Origin of the sequence: Mediannikoviicoccus vaginalis, from assembly GCF_928097925.1 — a bacterium.
Lineage (GTDB): Bacteria > Bacillota > Clostridia > Tissierellales > Peptoniphilaceae > Mediannikoviicoccus > Mediannikoviicoccus vaginalis.
Genome location: NZ_CAKMRI010000001.1, coordinates 1,032,976 through 1,049,232, shown reverse-complemented (window position 1 = coordinate 1,049,232; position 16,257 = coordinate 1,032,976). Strand labels below are relative to the sequence as shown.

Annotated in this window: 11 protein-coding genes, 1 tRNA gene and 1 other RNA gene; 12 read left to right on the top strand and 1 reads right to left on the bottom strand. The window is 35.2% G+C overall.

The window, feature by feature from the left end:
- Positions 1–638: 638 nt before the first annotated feature.
- The gene (locus L6651_RS04890) at positions 639–2,108 is read right to left on the bottom strand and encodes a UDP-N-acetylmuramoyl-L-alanyl-D-glutamate--2,6-diaminopimelate ligase (protein ID WP_237036876.1); all 1,470 of its coding nucleotides are present in this window, start codon (positions 2,106–2,108) and stop codon (positions 639–641) included.
- A 152-nt stretch (positions 2,109–2,260) separates the two neighbouring features.
- On the opposite strand from L6651_RS04890, the gene L6651_RS04885 reads away from it, so the two are divergent.
- The 12 genes from L6651_RS04885 to L6651_RS04830 all read left to right on the top strand — a co-directional run bounded on the left by L6651_RS04885 (position 2,261) and on the right by L6651_RS04830 (position 16,242).
- On the top strand, positions 2,261–2,500 hold the full coding sequence (locus tag L6651_RS04885) for a glutaredoxin family protein (protein WP_237036875.1): 240 nt from the start codon (positions 2,261–2,263) through the stop codon (positions 2,498–2,500).
- Between the two features lie 15 nt (positions 2,501–2,515).
- Positions 2,516–3,127: a PepSY domain-containing protein gene (locus tag L6651_RS04880; RefSeq protein WP_237036874.1), complete on the top strand. Its 612-nt coding sequence runs from the start codon at positions 2,516–2,518 to the stop codon at positions 3,125–3,127.
- Positions 3,128–3,179: 52 nt separating this feature from the next.
- A complete protein-coding gene (locus tag L6651_RS04875; RefSeq protein ID WP_237036873.1) occupies positions 3,180–3,734 on the top strand; it encodes a hypothetical protein in 555 nt (184 codons plus the stop codon).
- 2,023 nt (positions 3,735–5,757) lie between these two features.
- Positions 5,758–6,042, top strand: coding sequence for a type II toxin-antitoxin system RelB/DinJ family antitoxin (locus tag L6651_RS04870; protein ID WP_237036872.1), 285 nt, complete (start codon positions 5,758–5,760; stop codon positions 6,040–6,042).
- A complete protein-coding gene (locus tag L6651_RS04865; RefSeq protein ID WP_237036871.1) occupies positions 6,032–6,346 on the top strand; it encodes a type II toxin-antitoxin system RelE/ParE family toxin in 315 nt (104 codons plus the stop codon). The genes L6651_RS04870 and L6651_RS04865 overlap by 11 nt, the downstream gene beginning before the upstream one ends.
- Positions 6,347–7,695: 1,349 nt before the next feature.
- On the top strand, positions 7,696–9,867 hold the full coding sequence (locus tag L6651_RS04860) for a cell wall-binding repeat-containing protein (protein WP_237036870.1): 2,172 nt from the start codon (positions 7,696–7,698) through the stop codon (positions 9,865–9,867).
- Between the two features lie 134 nt (positions 9,868–10,001).
- Positions 10,002–10,092, top strand: a tRNA-Ser gene (locus L6651_RS04855).
- Positions 10,092–10,358: signal recognition particle sRNA large type (gene ffs / locus L6651_RS04850), an RNA gene on the top strand. Before L6651_RS04855 ends, ffs begins: the two co-directional genes overlap by 1 nt.
- A gap of 1,070 nt (positions 10,359–11,428) precedes the next feature.
- Entirely contained in the window at positions 11,429–12,403 is a 975-nt protein-coding gene (locus tag L6651_RS04845; RefSeq protein WP_237036869.1) for a cell wall-binding repeat-containing protein, read from the top strand.
- A 53-nt stretch (positions 12,404–12,456) separates the two neighbouring features.
- Positions 12,457–13,551 (top strand): NAD(P)/FAD-dependent oxidoreductase, encoded by a 1,095-nt coding sequence (locus tag L6651_RS04840; protein ID WP_237036868.1) that lies wholly within the window; start codon positions 12,457–12,459, stop codon positions 13,549–13,551.
- A 1,031-nt stretch (positions 13,552–14,582) separates the two neighbouring features.
- The gene (locus L6651_RS04835; protein WP_237036867.1) at positions 14,583–15,254 is read left to right on the top strand and encodes a DUF969 domain-containing protein; all 672 of its coding nucleotides are present in this window, start codon (positions 14,583–14,585) and stop codon (positions 15,252–15,254) included.
- Entirely contained in the window at positions 15,247–16,242 is a 996-nt protein-coding gene (locus L6651_RS04830) for a DUF979 domain-containing protein (RefSeq protein ID WP_237036866.1), read from the top strand. The genes L6651_RS04835 and L6651_RS04830 overlap by 8 nt, the downstream gene beginning before the upstream one ends.
- The last annotated feature ends 15 nt before the right edge of the window (positions 16,243–16,257 follow it).

Sequence of the window (16,257 nt, the reverse complement as noted above, 5' to 3'; positions counted from 1 at the left end):
TTCCTATTACAAAGCAGGTTTTCAGGACGGCCAGTCCTGAATCGTTTGGAAGGTAAGGAAGAGGGGATTTCAAGGGGAGAACTGAGACCACATACGAAATTTTCTTAGTTCTCCCCTTGGTTAAACGAAAAAGTGGATTAAAAATAAAAAGGTCGTAGGGCATTGCCCTACAAAACAAAAAACAAAATTTTTCATAGAAAGTTTTTTAAAACTTTCCACCCTTCATCCTTACCCTGGAAATAGGAAAAATCAAATTGTATAAAGATATTACTCAAGGTTTATAAAACTTTGAAAAACATATTATGAAACTTTAACGAACACTTTTTTAGAAAAAAATGTTCGAGATTCTTCGACTTCAATTTTTGCAAAGCAAAAATTTCCGCTCAGAATGACAGAGCGGGGGTTATTTTTCCCCTTGGTATAATAAAAAAATAAAATTTACTAGAAGCAAATGGGTCGTAGGGCATTGCCCTACATAATAATGCCGCAAGGCATATAAAGCAAAAGGCTATATTAAAAATAAAAAAGTTGTAGGGCTTTCACCCTACAAACCAAAAAACAAAATTTAAAATTAAAGTTTTTTCTAAAAAAACTTTCCCCTCTCTTTGTTACTTTCTTCAAGAAAGTAAAGAAAAAACTTATTTTTTCCCTCTCTTTTTTAACGCCTCTTTTACGGCTTTTTCTTCGTCATATGGTACTTTACTTCCACCTAGGGTTTTGAAAAACTTTTCATTTCCCTTTCCTAAAAACAACACCACGTCGTCACTTGTTGCCATTTCCACTGCTCTTTCTATGGCTTTTTCTCGGTCCGGGAAGTACTCGTACTTTCCTCCAGACTTTTCTATTCCCCTTATTATGTTTTTTGAAATGTCTTTTACTTCCATTTCAATTTCGTCATCTTTTGTGACTATAGAGTAGTCTGCAATATTTCCAACAACTCTTCCTATTTCTTCTTGGGTTTCTACAGTTCTTGCTCCTGACACTCCGAACACCACGATGGTATTTTTATGGAAGTTTTCCTTTGCCGATTTTATTATGCTTTCCATGCCGTCGCTGGTGTGGGCAAAGTCAATTATCAAATTTAGTCCTTGATTATTTTTTACAACTTGGTATCTTCCCTCTGGCTTCTCAAAGTTTAGTAGTCCTTTTTTTATGTCATCCATATCTACATTCATCCTAAGGGCTATTGCCACCGCCGCCATAGTATTATAGATATTGTATTTTCCTGCCATTGGAATTTCTAGTTTTTCTTCAATGTTTCCTTCCTTATATATAAAGATAGTTTTTTCTAGATCCATGTGTTCTATTGTTGCCATTATTTCCGCGGGCTTTTCCATGGAGTAGGACAATACTTTTTTTCCTTCTTCTTTTAATTCATTGTATAGCCTTTCGCCGTATTGGTCGTCGATATTTATTATATTTTCCTTACTTGTCATGGCAAATAGTTTTTTCTTAGCCTGGTAGTAGTTTTCCATAGTGCCATGTAGTTCCAGATGTTCATAGGTTAGGTTTGTAAAGGCAGCGTAGTCAAAGTCTGTTCCTTCCACTCTCTTAAGTTCTAGGGCGTGGGATGACACTTCCATTACCACAGCTTGGTATTCTTCACTTACTAAATCAAAAAATATTTCCTGTAGTTTATTTGACTCTGGAGTGGTTTTGCCAAGGTTTTCAGTTTGGTCTCCCTTTTTTAGCCCCATGGTGCCTATGGTTGCCGTTTTAATTTTTCCTTGTCTAAGTATGCTTTCTAATATAAATGTGGTTGTAGTCTTTCCATTTGTGCCCGTTATTCCCACAATGGTCATTTCATTTGACGGGTTATTGTAATAGGCCTTTGATATTTCTGCAAGGGCCATTCTCCCATCATCTACCTTTATATATGTGACGCCCTCTTCCATTTCCACGTCTTTTTTGTGGACGATAATTTTACATCCATTTTCTATGGCCTTTTCTATAAATTTATGTCCGTCTGTTTTAAAGCCTTCAATAGCTATAAAAATACTTTTATCAGTAGCTTCCCTTGAGTCCAGGGTTATATGGCTAAAAGTTTTATTTTTATCACCTTCCACCTCTATGTAGTGGATATGATTTAAAAGTTCTTCTATATTCATTTCAAACTCCTTTATGCTTCTTAATTCTATTTTAATAGATGCTGCTAAAATTGTACAACCGAATTGTTACAAAATGTCTACGTTTTGCTTTATCTGTTTATTTGAATTTACAAAGGGTATATAATTAAGGACACTGATTAAGGAGGAGTTAAATGAAATTAGAATTATTTTATAAGGACAGCTGTCCATTTTGTCAAAAGGTATTTAGATTTATTGACAAACATGAATTAAGAGATAAAATCGAATTACTAGATATTGTTAAAGATGATAGCGCCAAGAAAAGACTTGTTGACGAAGGTGGAATGAACCAAGTTCCATGTCTTTTTGTTGATGGCAAACCTATGTACGAATCTAGCGATATCATTGCGTTTTTAAAATCAGAATTATTATAGACGGAAGGTGATTTTTTGAATAAGAAAATAATATTGGCAGGAATTTTAGCAACAACCGTATTTTTAGCCGGTTGTGATAAGCCTGCAACTACAACAGATGATGCAAATACAACTGACGCTCCAGCTGTAACTGAAACTCAAAATGAAACTAATAATACAGAAGCTACAGAAGGAACAGAAGCAGCTAACGAACCAAATGAAGCAGCAGGACAACATGAAGAGCAATATGGCGTAAATGACGCTATTGAAAAGTTTAAAACAGAGTTTCCAAACGCACAAATCACAAGCGTGTCATACGACTACGATGACAGATATCAATATGACATTACTGGTAGAGAACAAGGAATGGAACACGAATTAGAACTTGACGCAAAATCAGGACAAACTAAAGTTAAGTCAGAAAATGAAGACGATGCATTCACTGCCATTGATGAAAAATACTTGGAAAAGATAGATGAAATGATTAATAAATCACTAGATGAATTTGCAAGTGCAAATGGAACCGACAATATGATTGCCAAAGAATGGGAACTTGAATTTGATGACGGAGTTCTAGAATTTAAGTCCGAAGTAGTTTCAGGCAACAAAACTACAGAGTATAAATACAATGTAGTTAACGAATTTTAAATAGGATAGTATTAGGTGTAGGCCTAATACTATTTTTACATAGGGGTGGGATATGAAAAAGTTTTTCGTTTTTATAATGAGTATATTTCTCTTAGTGGGCTGTAAGGGCGTAGATATAAATAGTGACCCAACACAGGCTGCGCTTACGCCAGCAGTGAGTAAGGAAAATATTATAATGGACAAAATGGAAGAGTATTCCAATGCGGTTATAAAAGATTTCACCCAGGACTACGAATTACCCCTTGACACCATAAATTATTCCTATGACACGGAAAATGATAAACATAACTTTGAGCTACTAAGTAATTCCGAAAATGGAGTAAGAGCCAAATATACAAACGATAGTCAGGACGAATCACACACCAGGAGAATTTCGTCAAAGGGCGAACCAATTCCAAAAGAGATACTGAAGAATATGGACAAGATTTATGACAGAGCCTTGGAAGACTACAATAAGAAATATGAAAACCAAGAAAATATCCACTTTAAACACTGGAGACTCTATGAAGAAAATGGAAAGTATGTGTTTAGTGGGATAATAGAGACAGACCAGGAGCATCCATGGGATATATATTACAATGTTGAGAAGGATCTAGGGATAAAGTAGTGAAAGTTTTAAAAAACTTTCAATGAAAAATTTATTTTTTTTGTTTTGGTTTGTAGGGTTATACCCTACAACCTTTTTTATTTCTAGGCTTATTTTACGTTTTATTTGCCTTACGGCATTTGCTTTATGAGTTCATACTCAAAATGTGATAGCCCCACGTGTGTCATTCTGAGTGAAAAAAATTTCTGAAAGAAATTTTTGGAATCGAAGAATCTCGGAAACTTTCTTTTAAGAAAGTTTTCGTAAAACTATATCGAAGTGAATTTTGTAGGGTGAAAGCCCTACAATTTTTTTGTTTCTAATCCACTTTCTCTTTCAACCAAGGGGAGAACTAAGAAACCTTTTCGTATGGTTTCTAACGTTCTCCCCTTGAAATCCCATCTTCCTTACCCTCCAAACGATTCAGGACTGGCCGTCCTGAAAACCTGCTTAGTAAGAGGAAGAAAATCTTGTTGGATTTTCTTCTAATTTTATAATTGTATTTTGTAAGTTTTCAACTTTTCTAGAAATGTTAGTCCCTCGCTCTGTCATTCTGAGCGGAAATTTTTACAAAGCAAAAATTGAAGTCGAAGAATCTCGAACACTTTTTCCTAAAAAGTGTTCGTTAATGTTCCATAATATGTTTTTCTAAGTTTAACAAACTTAACAAATCATTTTACTACCAACATTTTCATTCCTAATCTCAGGGTAAGGATGAAGGGGATTGCGATTTCCCCTCATATCCTTACCCTGAAACCCGAACCTTTTACACCCTTAAAACGCTTGGGGATACCCCAAACCCCAATATAAGTGGAAGAAAATCTTGTTGGATTTTCTTCTATTTTTATAATTGTATTTCGTAAGTTTTTAACTTTTCTAGAATTTCAAGTTCTCCGCTATGTCATTCTGAGCGAAAATTTTTACGAAGTAAAAATTGTAGTCGAAGAATCTCTCTTTCCGTTAGGAAAGTGTCACCGGAGGTGACAACTCCCACGGCATGCAAATCCTTCATTTTTATTCTTAGGAATATTATCCCCAATTGTGTCATGTTGAGCGAGCGACAGCGAGTCGAAACATCCCGTGAACTTTCTAGCAGAAAGTTCACGCTAAACCCCCATAATATGTTTTTCTAAGTTTAACAAACTTCCACCAATTTTAAATCCCCTTCGAATTCGAGGAGTATTAAAATTCAGCATCAAACACTTTTACATATTCCCAAAAATCACCAAACTTTACAAACGCGCGTTCAAAAGTTGATATTAAAGCGTAAATGCAATAGGTGTGGTATGGAAATATTTAGTAAAAAATAATTGACAAAGCAAAAACATTGACCTATCATAATAACTAACAGTACCCGACACGCCTCTTAACAATGCGGACCAAGTCGGGTCTTTTGATTTATAAATAAAATTGAGAGACGAAAGAAATCATAAAGGAGTCTAAATCGACCCCTTTAAATATAATTTAATAGAATGAAAAAAATTAATACTTCCTGTGATAAGTAAAAATAAAGTAGCTTTTTAAAACTTCGCATCATTTTAATTAATAATTAAAGTTGCGACACACTTTCATTGTGATATAGCGAAACACTCACCTGAATGTCATTCTGAGCGGAAAAATTTTTGAAAAAAATTTTGTAGTCGAAGAATCTCAAGAGAGTAAATAAAAAGACTAGAAATAAATACAAAATAAAATAAAATCTAGCAAAACAAAACTAAGAAAATTGCAGGAAAGCCTTAGCTTTCCTATCGCTTTACAAAAGGGGTCTTGGGGATATCCCCAAGTCGTTGGGAGGTAAAGGGGGTTTTCAAGGGGGATAGGAACCGTACGAAACGGTGCCTTGTCCCCCTTGGTGGAATAAAAAGAAGACATATATTAGAAATAAATAGGTCGTAGGGTGAAACCATACAAAACAAAACAAAAACAAAAAACACTTTGATATACTTTCCTGTGGGAAAGTGACCCATCCACTGCTATATCATTACAAAAGAATTGACAAAGCAATGCTACTTTGATAATATCTAGTTAAAACAAGGAGGAAAACATGGCAAATATACAACTTCGACTAGACGATGAACTAAAAAATAAAGCAGATGAACTATTTAAAGACCTAGGACTAGATACAACAACAGCAATCCGAATGTTTTTAACACAAGCCGTTTCAAACAATGGAATACCATTTGAAATAAAAAGAAAAACAGAAAACGAAACACTAACAGAAGAAGAAATATTAAAACTATTAGAAAAATCACGTAGATCAGCAGAAAGAGGAGAATATAAAGAAGCTGTTGAAGTGGTATCAGAGCTAAAAGAAAAATATGGAATATAAAGTTTTACTTACAAAAGAAGCAGAAATAGATTTAGACAATATCATTAAATACATTCTGTTTGAAAAGAAAAATAAAGAAGCTGCCGAAAGTATTATGAATGATTTTTCTGAAATTATTCAAAAGCTAAGCCATTCAGCAGGAAGTTTTAAGCTATGCGATAACTTAAGACTTAAAGAACTAGGATACAGACGACTTAATTTTTCTAAACATGATTATTTTATTTTGTATAGAATCCAACAAAACAATGTTTTTATCGATAAGATATTTCACTTCAAGCAAGATTACGAAAATAAAATTAAATAATGTAATAAAATAATTTTGATGAGGACACTTTTAATAACTTCCTCATCATTTTTATTAATAGTTATAGTTGCAACATGCTTTAATTGTAGTATAGTGATTTACTTACCTGAATGTCATTCTGAGCGAAAATTTTTTTGGCACAAAAAAATTGGAGTCGAAGAATCTCAAATATTGTGATTTACTTTTGGAAAATAAGAATATAGTCAAATAAGATTACACAAAACAAAACAATACATACAGAAGAAAATCCAACAAGTTTTTCTACAACTTACATTGGGGTTTGGGGTATCCCCAAGCGTTTTAAGGGTGTAAAAGGTTGGGTTTCAGGGATAGGATATGTTGGGAAATCTTGGGTCCCCTTCATCCTGTCCCTGGGATTAGAAAGAAAAAATATACTAGAAATAAAAAAGTCGTAGTCATCAACCTACAAAACAAAAAAATAACGTGCCGAAGGCACAACAAGGAAAGCCATAGCTTTCCAACCACTTTCCAAAAGGGGTCTTGGGGATATCCCCAAGTCGTTTGGAAGGTAAGGAAGAGGGGATTTCAAGGGGAGAACGTTAGAAACCATACGAAAAGGTTTCTTAGTTCTCCCCTTGGTTAAAAGAAAAAACTTATTAGTAATAAAAAAGTCGTAGGGTAGAACCCTACAAACCAAAATAAAAATAACTTTTAAAGTTTGAATTTTTTCAAAAAAATTCAAAAAAAAGGACCCGATTTCTCGGGCCCATAGGTCTTGGTTCACATTTGGGAGGATGAACAAAAATTGACCTATTTACTACTATTATAGTAACATACCAAAGAAGGAAAGTAGTTACAAAATGGTTACAAATTACGTAAAAAATAAAATGTAAGAATTTTGTAACAATTACAACTTGCGAAAAAAACACAAACTGCTATACTATAAATATCAAGATAACATGATAAAGCAAATTGCTTTAATAAATGACCCACAAAAAAAATATAAAAAAAGTTTTAGACTCCAAAAATGAGGTATAATATAAGAGAGAAGAAGTTCAATAATAAACTTTTACATGGACTTTAGTTAAGTATTTTAAAATAGAACAAATAACTATTTTAAAAACTTAGAACTTATGGTATAATACCCATAAGATAGAGTTAGAGCTTTTAACTCTATTGAAAAAGGTAATAACAACGAAAGTTGTTTATTATATGCCTATGCTTTTGGGCAAACAACTTCAAAGGATCAAAGAAGAGGACTTGGCTTATAACTACGTAGTACATTGAAGGTGTACTTTTAAAGCCCCTTCAATGGGTGCAAAGCAAAGTTTAACTTCCAAGGTTCATAGAAGTTGAACAAAATTTTTATAGGAGGATGATTTTTAATCATGAAAAAAAGCAATAAGATAATGTCATTACTTTTAGCTTTTGCTATGATTTTTACAGCTGTTGTTCCTGCATTAGCTAACACAGAAGATGCAGCTAAGTCTGAAACTAAAAAAGACAATACAGTAAAAATCAATGTTTCAGCTAGTAAAGATGGCAAATTCGACGGTGTAAATCAAAAAGTTACGCTTTATGTTGACAAAACAGGCAAGGAAGGAAAAGATTTCCAACAAGTTGATTGGGGCGTTACAGAAAATGGAAAACATACTTTTGAATTAAAAAGTCCACTGTTACCAGAAGCGACTTATACTATAGTTGTTGGAGATATGAATCCAAATGTGTCTAATGAAAAAGCATATAATGCTAAATTGGTTGTTCCAGGAACTCAATGGAAATACTCATTTAATACAGATCCTAATGGTAAGCCAATAGAACTTAAAGAAGAATATCACTTTGATTTATATGTTGAACCAAAATCAAAAGAGTTCTTTGTTGTAACTACATTAACTAAAGATGCAAAGACAGCTCCTTTCCAAGACTTCAGCATTGTTCCACTAAAAGTAAACGAAGATAAAACTGCTTATACTGGAAAAGATGGAGGATATCTTGTAGATACAGATAGAAAAGCTCTTTTCACAGGAAAAACTGACAAATATGGTGAATATGGTTTAACTAAAGAAAAAGTTCAAGAACTTGCAACTGCAGCTGATTACTCAATTGGCGAAGGTAAATACGCAACAACTGTTGTAGGTTTTGTTGTTAATGGAGAACTTGTAGCAGTAGCTGACTTTAATAGAAATTCAAGCGATAGAGCTGCATATTTAAGACCTGTTGATGTAATTACTAAATTAGTTGTAACTGTAGAAGGCGACAACAGAATGGTAGATATTCACGGTGAAGAAGCTTTAACTCCATTAAAGGGAGCAACAGTTGAACTTCAAGGTAATACTACTGAATGGCAAAAAGAAGAATCATTTGGTAAGGTATTAGCTACTCAAACTACAAATGAAGAAGGTAAGGCAGTATTTGAAAACCCAGACCTTGTTAGTTTCATTAGAGTATTAGATGCTACAAACACAGCTAGAGAAGGTTACTTTACAAATATACCACTTTACAACAGAGTAGCTGTTGTTAAAGCTGAAGGATATAGAGTTCCTCAATATGCAACACTAGAAGGCGTTGAAATGAAAGATAACGTAATGCATGTTAAATTCACTTTAATTCCAGAAGGTGGAATCCATACTAATAGAATTAAAGGTTCAAACAGATATGCTACTTCTGTAGAAGTTGCTAAGAACTCATTTAAAGGACCTCAAAAAGAAGTTATATTAGCTTCTGGAGATATCTATGCAGACGCATTAGTTGCTAACGGACTTGTTGGATTAAAACATGCTCCATTAGTATTAAATGGTGTTTCTAAATTAGACAAGACAGTTGCTGAATATCTAAAAGATGTTGAAGCTAAAAAGGTTACTATTATTGGTGGTAACAGTGCAATTTCAGGATCTGTTCAAGACGAATTAGAAAAAATAGGTCTTAAGACAGAAAGAATTGCAGGAACTAATAGATATGAAACTTCTGTAAAAGTATTACAACATTTCTTAAAGAATGGTCAAAATATGAAAGTTCAAGAAGGAGATGTTAGAAATGTATTCCTAGCTTCTGGAGAAAACTTTGCAGACGCATTAGTTGCATCTGTTCCAGCAGCTATGTATGCTAGACCAATTCTTTTAACATCAAAAGACAGCCTTCCAAAGGTAGTAAAAGATGCTATTGAAAACAAAGACTATGGTATTAAAGAAGTAACTGTAGTTGGTGGTACTGGCGCAGTTTCTGAAAAGGCTTATGCACAAATCACTGTTTCAAATGTTCAAAGATTAAAGGGACAAAATAGACAATTAACTGCAATGGCAGTTGCTGATCAATACTTTATGAACGCTGGACAAGCAATCATAGTAGACGGAACTAACTTTGCAGACGCATTAGCAGCTGGTCAATTAGGATGGAAGATTAAAGCTCCTATCTTATTATCAGAATCTAAGACTGTTCTAGGTAAAGACTTAGCTAAATATCTAAGAGACAACAAGATGACTGAAATTACTATAGTTGGTGGTACTTCATCAGTTTCTGAAGGAATTGCTAAAGAATTAGACCAAATTATTGTTGGTAAGTAATCAAATTTAAAAAATTAATCCACTGGGGGAAACCTCAGTGGATTTTCTTTTTCTTATAAGCAACAGTTGTGTTGCACAAAGCAATAGTCAGTTGACAATTTGTTCTATTTAGTCTATAATTAAAATCTGTACTTGGAGAATTGTCCGAGCGGCTTAAGGAGCACGATTGGAAATCGTGTAGGCGTGATGAGCGTCTCGAGGGTTCAAATCCCTCATTCTCCGCCATGCACTAGACGGGGAACTAGCGATGCCCTGAACCTGCAATCGCTACAGCAGGGTCGAATTCCCGGCCCCGGCTCTTTACAATTTAAGTCAGCCTTATGCAAGTGGTGTTGACAAGTGGGTCTTACGCAATAGAAACCTATGAACCTGGTCAGATCGGGAACGAAGCAGCCATAAGTAGTCATTTCTATGTGCCGTAAGGTAGCCTATTTCGAGCTAACTACATAAGTAACGTTAAGAGGTAGGGAGTCAAAGCCGGGAGAGTGCGTACATAAGAACCTTAGGGTTCTTTTTTTATCTCCATTTTTTATTTTGTAGGGCATTGCCCTACTACCTTTTTATTTCTAATATAGGTTTTTATTTTATATGCCTTACGGCATTGTAATGTAGGGCTAAGCCCTACGAAGTTTGATGCTTGCCAGCACTGTCATTCTGAGCGAAAAAATTCCGAAGGAATTTTGAAGTCGAAGAATCTCGGAAACTTTCTTTTAAGAAAGTTTCCGTAAAACTATATCGAAGTGAATTTTGTATGGCATTGCCCTACTACCTATTTATTTCTAATCCATTATCTTGTTTAACCAAGGGGAGAACTAAGAAACCTTTTCGTATGGTTTCTAACGTTCTCCCCTTGAAATCCCCACTTCCTTACCTTCCAAACGATTCAGGACTGGCCGTCCTGAAAACCTGCTTAGTAAGAGGAAGAAAATCTTGTTGGATTTTCTTCTATTTTTTAGTTTTGTTTTGTATGTTTTTGTTTTACGAAATGTGATAACCCCACGTGTGTCATCTTGAGCGAAAAAATTTCGAAGAAATTTTGGAGTCGAAAGATCTCGGACAGTTTTTTAAAAACTGTCCGTCTAAGTCTCCTGAGTTGTTATGTAGGTCCGTGACCTACAACTTTTTTATTTTTAATATATTTTATCATTTTAATCAACAAAGGGGGAAAAGGCACCGTTTCGTACGGTTCCTATCCCCCTTTAAAACCTCCTTTACCTCCCAACGACTCGGGGTAACCCCGAGACCCCTATGGTAAAGAAGAAGGAAAGCTTTTGGCTTTCCTATAATTTTTGTAATTGTATTTTGTATGTTTTCGTTATACGAAGTGTGACAGTCCACGTGTGTCATCCTGAGCGAGCGTAGCGAGTCGAAGTATTCTTGACCTAACAGAAGACGAAGTCTTCGTTGTAGGTCAAATGTCGATTTCGTTTTACTTTCTGAAAGAAAGTGTCAGAAGGCGACCTTGTTTTTCTTCTTATGGCATGAAAATTTCTTATATCTCATTTTCTTATCTCGCTTCTTTCTTTTATTATGATATAATTATTTAAAAGGAGAGGAAAAAATGAAAAAAATAAAAAAACTAAACTTAAAATACATACTACTTGGTACATTACTACTTGCAACGGCAGTTCCAACAAGCTCACTTGCTTCTAGGGGGATTACCGTTGAAAGATATTCTGGTAAGAGCAGATATGACACTGCTGTTACTTCTTCAATTAATACTTTTAATAATTCTAAGTATGCAATTATTGCGTCTGGGGAAAATTATCCCGATGCTCTTGTTGGTGGAACTCTTGCCACTCAGTTAAATGCTCCGGTGCTTTTAACTTCTAAGTCTTCTATCCCTTCAAATGTTCTTAATGAACTTGATAGGCTTGAGACTGAGGTTGTGTTTTTACTTGGTGGTGACTCGACTATTTCTAATTCTGTTTATGAAACGCTTTTAAATAAGGGCTACAAGGTTGAAAGGCTTTCTGGAAGAAACAGGCTTGACACTGCTATTAAGGTAAGGGAGATGCGTTTTAAATATGCGGAGTTTATAACTCCCGGCGAAAGGGTTGCCGTTGTTGATGGGGCAAATTTTGCGGACAGTTTAAGTGCTGCTCCTTTTGTTGGTCAAATGCCAACTACAACTTATCTATATCCTTTTGTAAAGGGAAATACTAATAAGATTCCTTATTACATGGCTTTTGGTGGAAAATCTTCTGTGCCTAAGGGATATGCTGAGAAGGTAAGGTATTCTGGTAAGAGTCGTTTTGACACTTCTGTTGAAATTGCAAAGGCATATGAAACTGTTTTGGATAAGAATATCGACACTGTTATTTTGGTTGATGGAAATAATTATCCCGATGCTCTTTCTTCAGCGCCTCTTGCTAAGATGAATAATGGGGCAATTCTTTTAACTGGTAAGGACGCTTTGCCGAAGGTTGTAAGGGATTTTATTGCTAACAATTCTAATATTAATAAGGTTATTGTTGTTGGTGGTGAAGGTTCCGTTTCATCATCGGTGGTAAATGAAATAAAAAATATAGATTAAGGGGGTAACCCCTTTTTTATATGTCCTTGGGTATATATAAATGGGGTGATTTTATGAAGACTTTAGTACTGGCTGGTTGTGGCCATGGACATATACAAATTCTTTCTAAGTTACAGGAGATGGACCTTAATGACTTGAAGGTAGTTGTGATTACAAATTATGATAGACAATTTTATTCTGGCATGTTACCTGGGTATATTAATGGATCATTTTCCTTGGAGGAAGTTTCTTTTAAGGTGGAGGACTATTGTAAGAATCCAAATATTGAACTAATTTTTGATGAGATTGTTGAAATTGACAAGAATGAAAATGTGGTTATAACTAGAAATGAAAGTTACAGTTTTGATTATCTATGTATGAATCTTGGATCAAAGTCTATTGAAAGTTTTGGTCCTGAAACTGAAAGCCTTCACTATGTTAAGCCAATTTATGGATTTAAGGAGCTTAAGGATATTGGTGGTGGACAGGATTCGCTTCTAATTATTGGTGGTGGCGCTGCAGGGGTTGAACTAGCCTTGGCATATGGCCATAAGTACCCGGGACTTAATATTACAATTGCCGACAAGCATGATATTTTACTTAAATTTAATGATAGAACTAGGAAACTAGCAAAAAAAGTACTGGAGTTTAGAAATATTAATGTGATGTATGGTGTTGATATTGACCATATTGATGGAAACACCGCCTACTATGATGGTGGGGAGATTCATTTTGACCAGGCGCTAGTAAGTACGGGAGTTACGGGTGTGGATATTAATTATAAGGGTTTTGAAGTGGACGAGAGAAACTTTTTGAAGGTGAATAATAATTTATTTGCGGCGGACAATATTCTTGCCATTGGTGATATGGTTCATATAAGAGAGTTTCCACATATGCCAAAGGCGGGGGTGTTTGCCATAAGGATGACGCCCATTCTTGTAAACAATGTGTTTCATGTAATCTTTGGTGACGGCGAGCTTGAAAGCTATGTTCCACAGGAGAGGTACCTTCAAATTATAAATACGTCTGATGATAAGGCGATACTTTCCTGGGGACCATTTGCCATGCATAATAAGCTAGCGCTTAAGATAAAGAATAAGATTGACATGAACTATATGAAGGGGAATCTGGTGACAGATTCGTTTATGAAACGTTTTGAGAAGAAATAAAGAAAGAACCTATGGGGTTCTTTTTTTTTGAATTTTTTGAAAAAATTCAAGCAAAAAATTATTGTTGTTTTGTAGGTCTATGACCTACGACCTTTTTTCATTACTAATCCACTTTCTCATTTAACCAAGGGGAGAACTAAGAAACCTTTTCGTATGGTTTCTAACGTTCTCCCCTTGAAATCCCCTCTTCCTTACCTTCCAAACGATTCAGGACTGGCCGTCCTGAAAACCTGCTTAGAAAGAGGAAGAAAATCTTGTTGGATTTTCTTCTATTTGTAATATTAAACTTTGAACACTTTTGGATTATTAAATTTACTTTGTTCCTCTAACATATACTTAGTAATGAGATTCTTCGACTCCAATTTTTACTTCGTAAAAATTTCCGCTCAGAATGATAGTGACGACATATATTCATTGTAATATAGAAATTTTCTTTCCTGAAAGTATAGGCATGATATAAGTGCCGAAAGGCACTAAAAGAAAATCCAACAAGATTTTCTACAGCTTACATTGGGGTTTGGGGTATCCCCAAGCGTTTTAAGGGTGTAAAAGGATGGGGTTTTAGGGGCAGGATATGAGGGAAAATCGCAATTCCCTTCATCCTGCCCCTGATTGTAAAAAGATAAAATATATTAGGAATAACTAGGTCGTAGGGTATAACCCTACAAAATAAAAACAACGTGCCGAAGGCACAGTAAGGAAAGCCTTAGCTTTCCTACTACTTTACAAAAGGGGTCTTGGGGATATCCCCAAGTCGTTGGGAGGTAAAGGGGGTTCCCAAGGGGGAAAGGAACGTACGAAACGGTTCCTTATTCCCCCTTGGTAGAATTAAAAGATAAAATATAATAGAAATAAACAGGTAGTAGGGCGTTGCCCTACAAAACAAAAAAACCAAAAAAGTTTTTACAAAAAAGTTTTTACAAAAAACTTCCCCCTTCATATGGTATAATTAAAAAATGCGGCGCTTTTATTATATTTTGCGATACTTGTGCTGTATGAATTTATTTTATTCTAATAGAAGGAGGTTCTATATGAACTATTGGGTTTTAGTAGGCGTACTGATAATTGTCATTGGCTTTGCTTTAAAGCTTGATGTTGTTGCAGTAGTGCTTATATCTGGATTGGTTACTGGACTTATTGCCGGAATGCCAATTGTTGAAGTATTAGATGTAATTGGAAAGGGATTTGTAAACAACAGATACATGTCACTTTTCTTCTTAAGTTTACCTCTAATTGCCATTATGGAAAGATATGGTCTTAAGGACAGGGCGGCGGAGGCTATTCAAAAGATGAAGTCTGCCAGTGCCGGTGGTGTTGTTGGGCTTTACATCTTAATTAGATGGGCAGCGGCGGCCCTTTCTCTACGCCTGGGTGGTCACGTTCAATTTGTTAGACCATTAATTTTACCTATGGCTGAAGGAGCTGCTAATAAGAAGGTTGAGCTTTCTGACAAGAGGCTTGAGGAGTTGAAAGGCCTTGCTGGGGCTGCTGAAAACTACGGAAACTTTTTTGGACAAAATATTTTCCCTGTGGCTTCTGGTGTACTTTTAATTCAAGGTACTCTTAACCAAGCTGGTTACGATGTTACTAATGGCGAGATAGCGAAGAGTTCTATTTTAGCTGGGGTTTCCATGCTTATTTTAGCTCTAGTACAATGTTATCTATATGAGAGAAGATTAAGAAAGGACATGAAGCATGTTTAAATTTATAGCTGATAACAGCATTATAATTGATGAAATCATCTATATTTTATGTGGACTGATTTGTATTATGACTGGTATTACTGGTCTAAGAAATAAAAAATCTAGGATGGGAACTTTTGTCTTTTGGACTTTACTTGGTATTTTGTTCTGCACTGGTAAGCTTTTAGTTGACAAACTAGAATATGGTGGAGCAATTGTTGGTGGCCTTTTACTTGTGCTTGGTGTTTTAACTTTGACTAAACAAGTTCAAGTTGGTGAGTTTGAAAACCAAAGTGAGGAACAAAAGGTAGAGTATGGTAAGAGAGTTGGCAATAAAATCTTTATTCCTGCTCTTGCTATTGGTATTATTGCCATGATTATGGCTCAAGCAAAGAGTTTTAAAATTCCTGTTGGTACTGGTGAAGAGGGTCCAATTTTCTTTGGGTTTTCAGCGGCGCAAACTTTGGGTATATCATCTATAATAGCCATAATCATCGCCCTTGTTATTACAAAGGCTAAATTTCATGAAACTAAGGAAGATACTGCAAAGATGCTTATGACTATTGGTAGTTCGTCACTATTACCTCAACTTCTAGGTGCTCTTGGTACTGTTTTTGCAGCGGCGGGAGTTGGTGAAGTTATTGGTTCTGGTGTAACTGCTATTGTGCCACCGGGAGCAAAAGTATTAGGTGTAGTTGCATATTGCCTAGGTATGGTTATATTTACAATGATCATGGGTAATGCCTTTGCTGCATTTACCGTTATTACTCTTGGTGTTGGTATTCCATTTGTAATTGCAAATGGTGCAAACCCAGCTGTAATTGGTGCCCTTGGTATGACTTGTGGCTACTGTGGTACTCTTATGACTCCAATGGCTGCAAATTTCAATATCGTTCCTGCGGCTATACTTGAAACAGAGAACGAGTACACAATTATGAAGACTCAAGCACCTGTGGCATTAACTTTAATTGTTGTTCACATTATTTTGATGTTAGTATTTGGATTTTAACTAAGGAGTGATTTA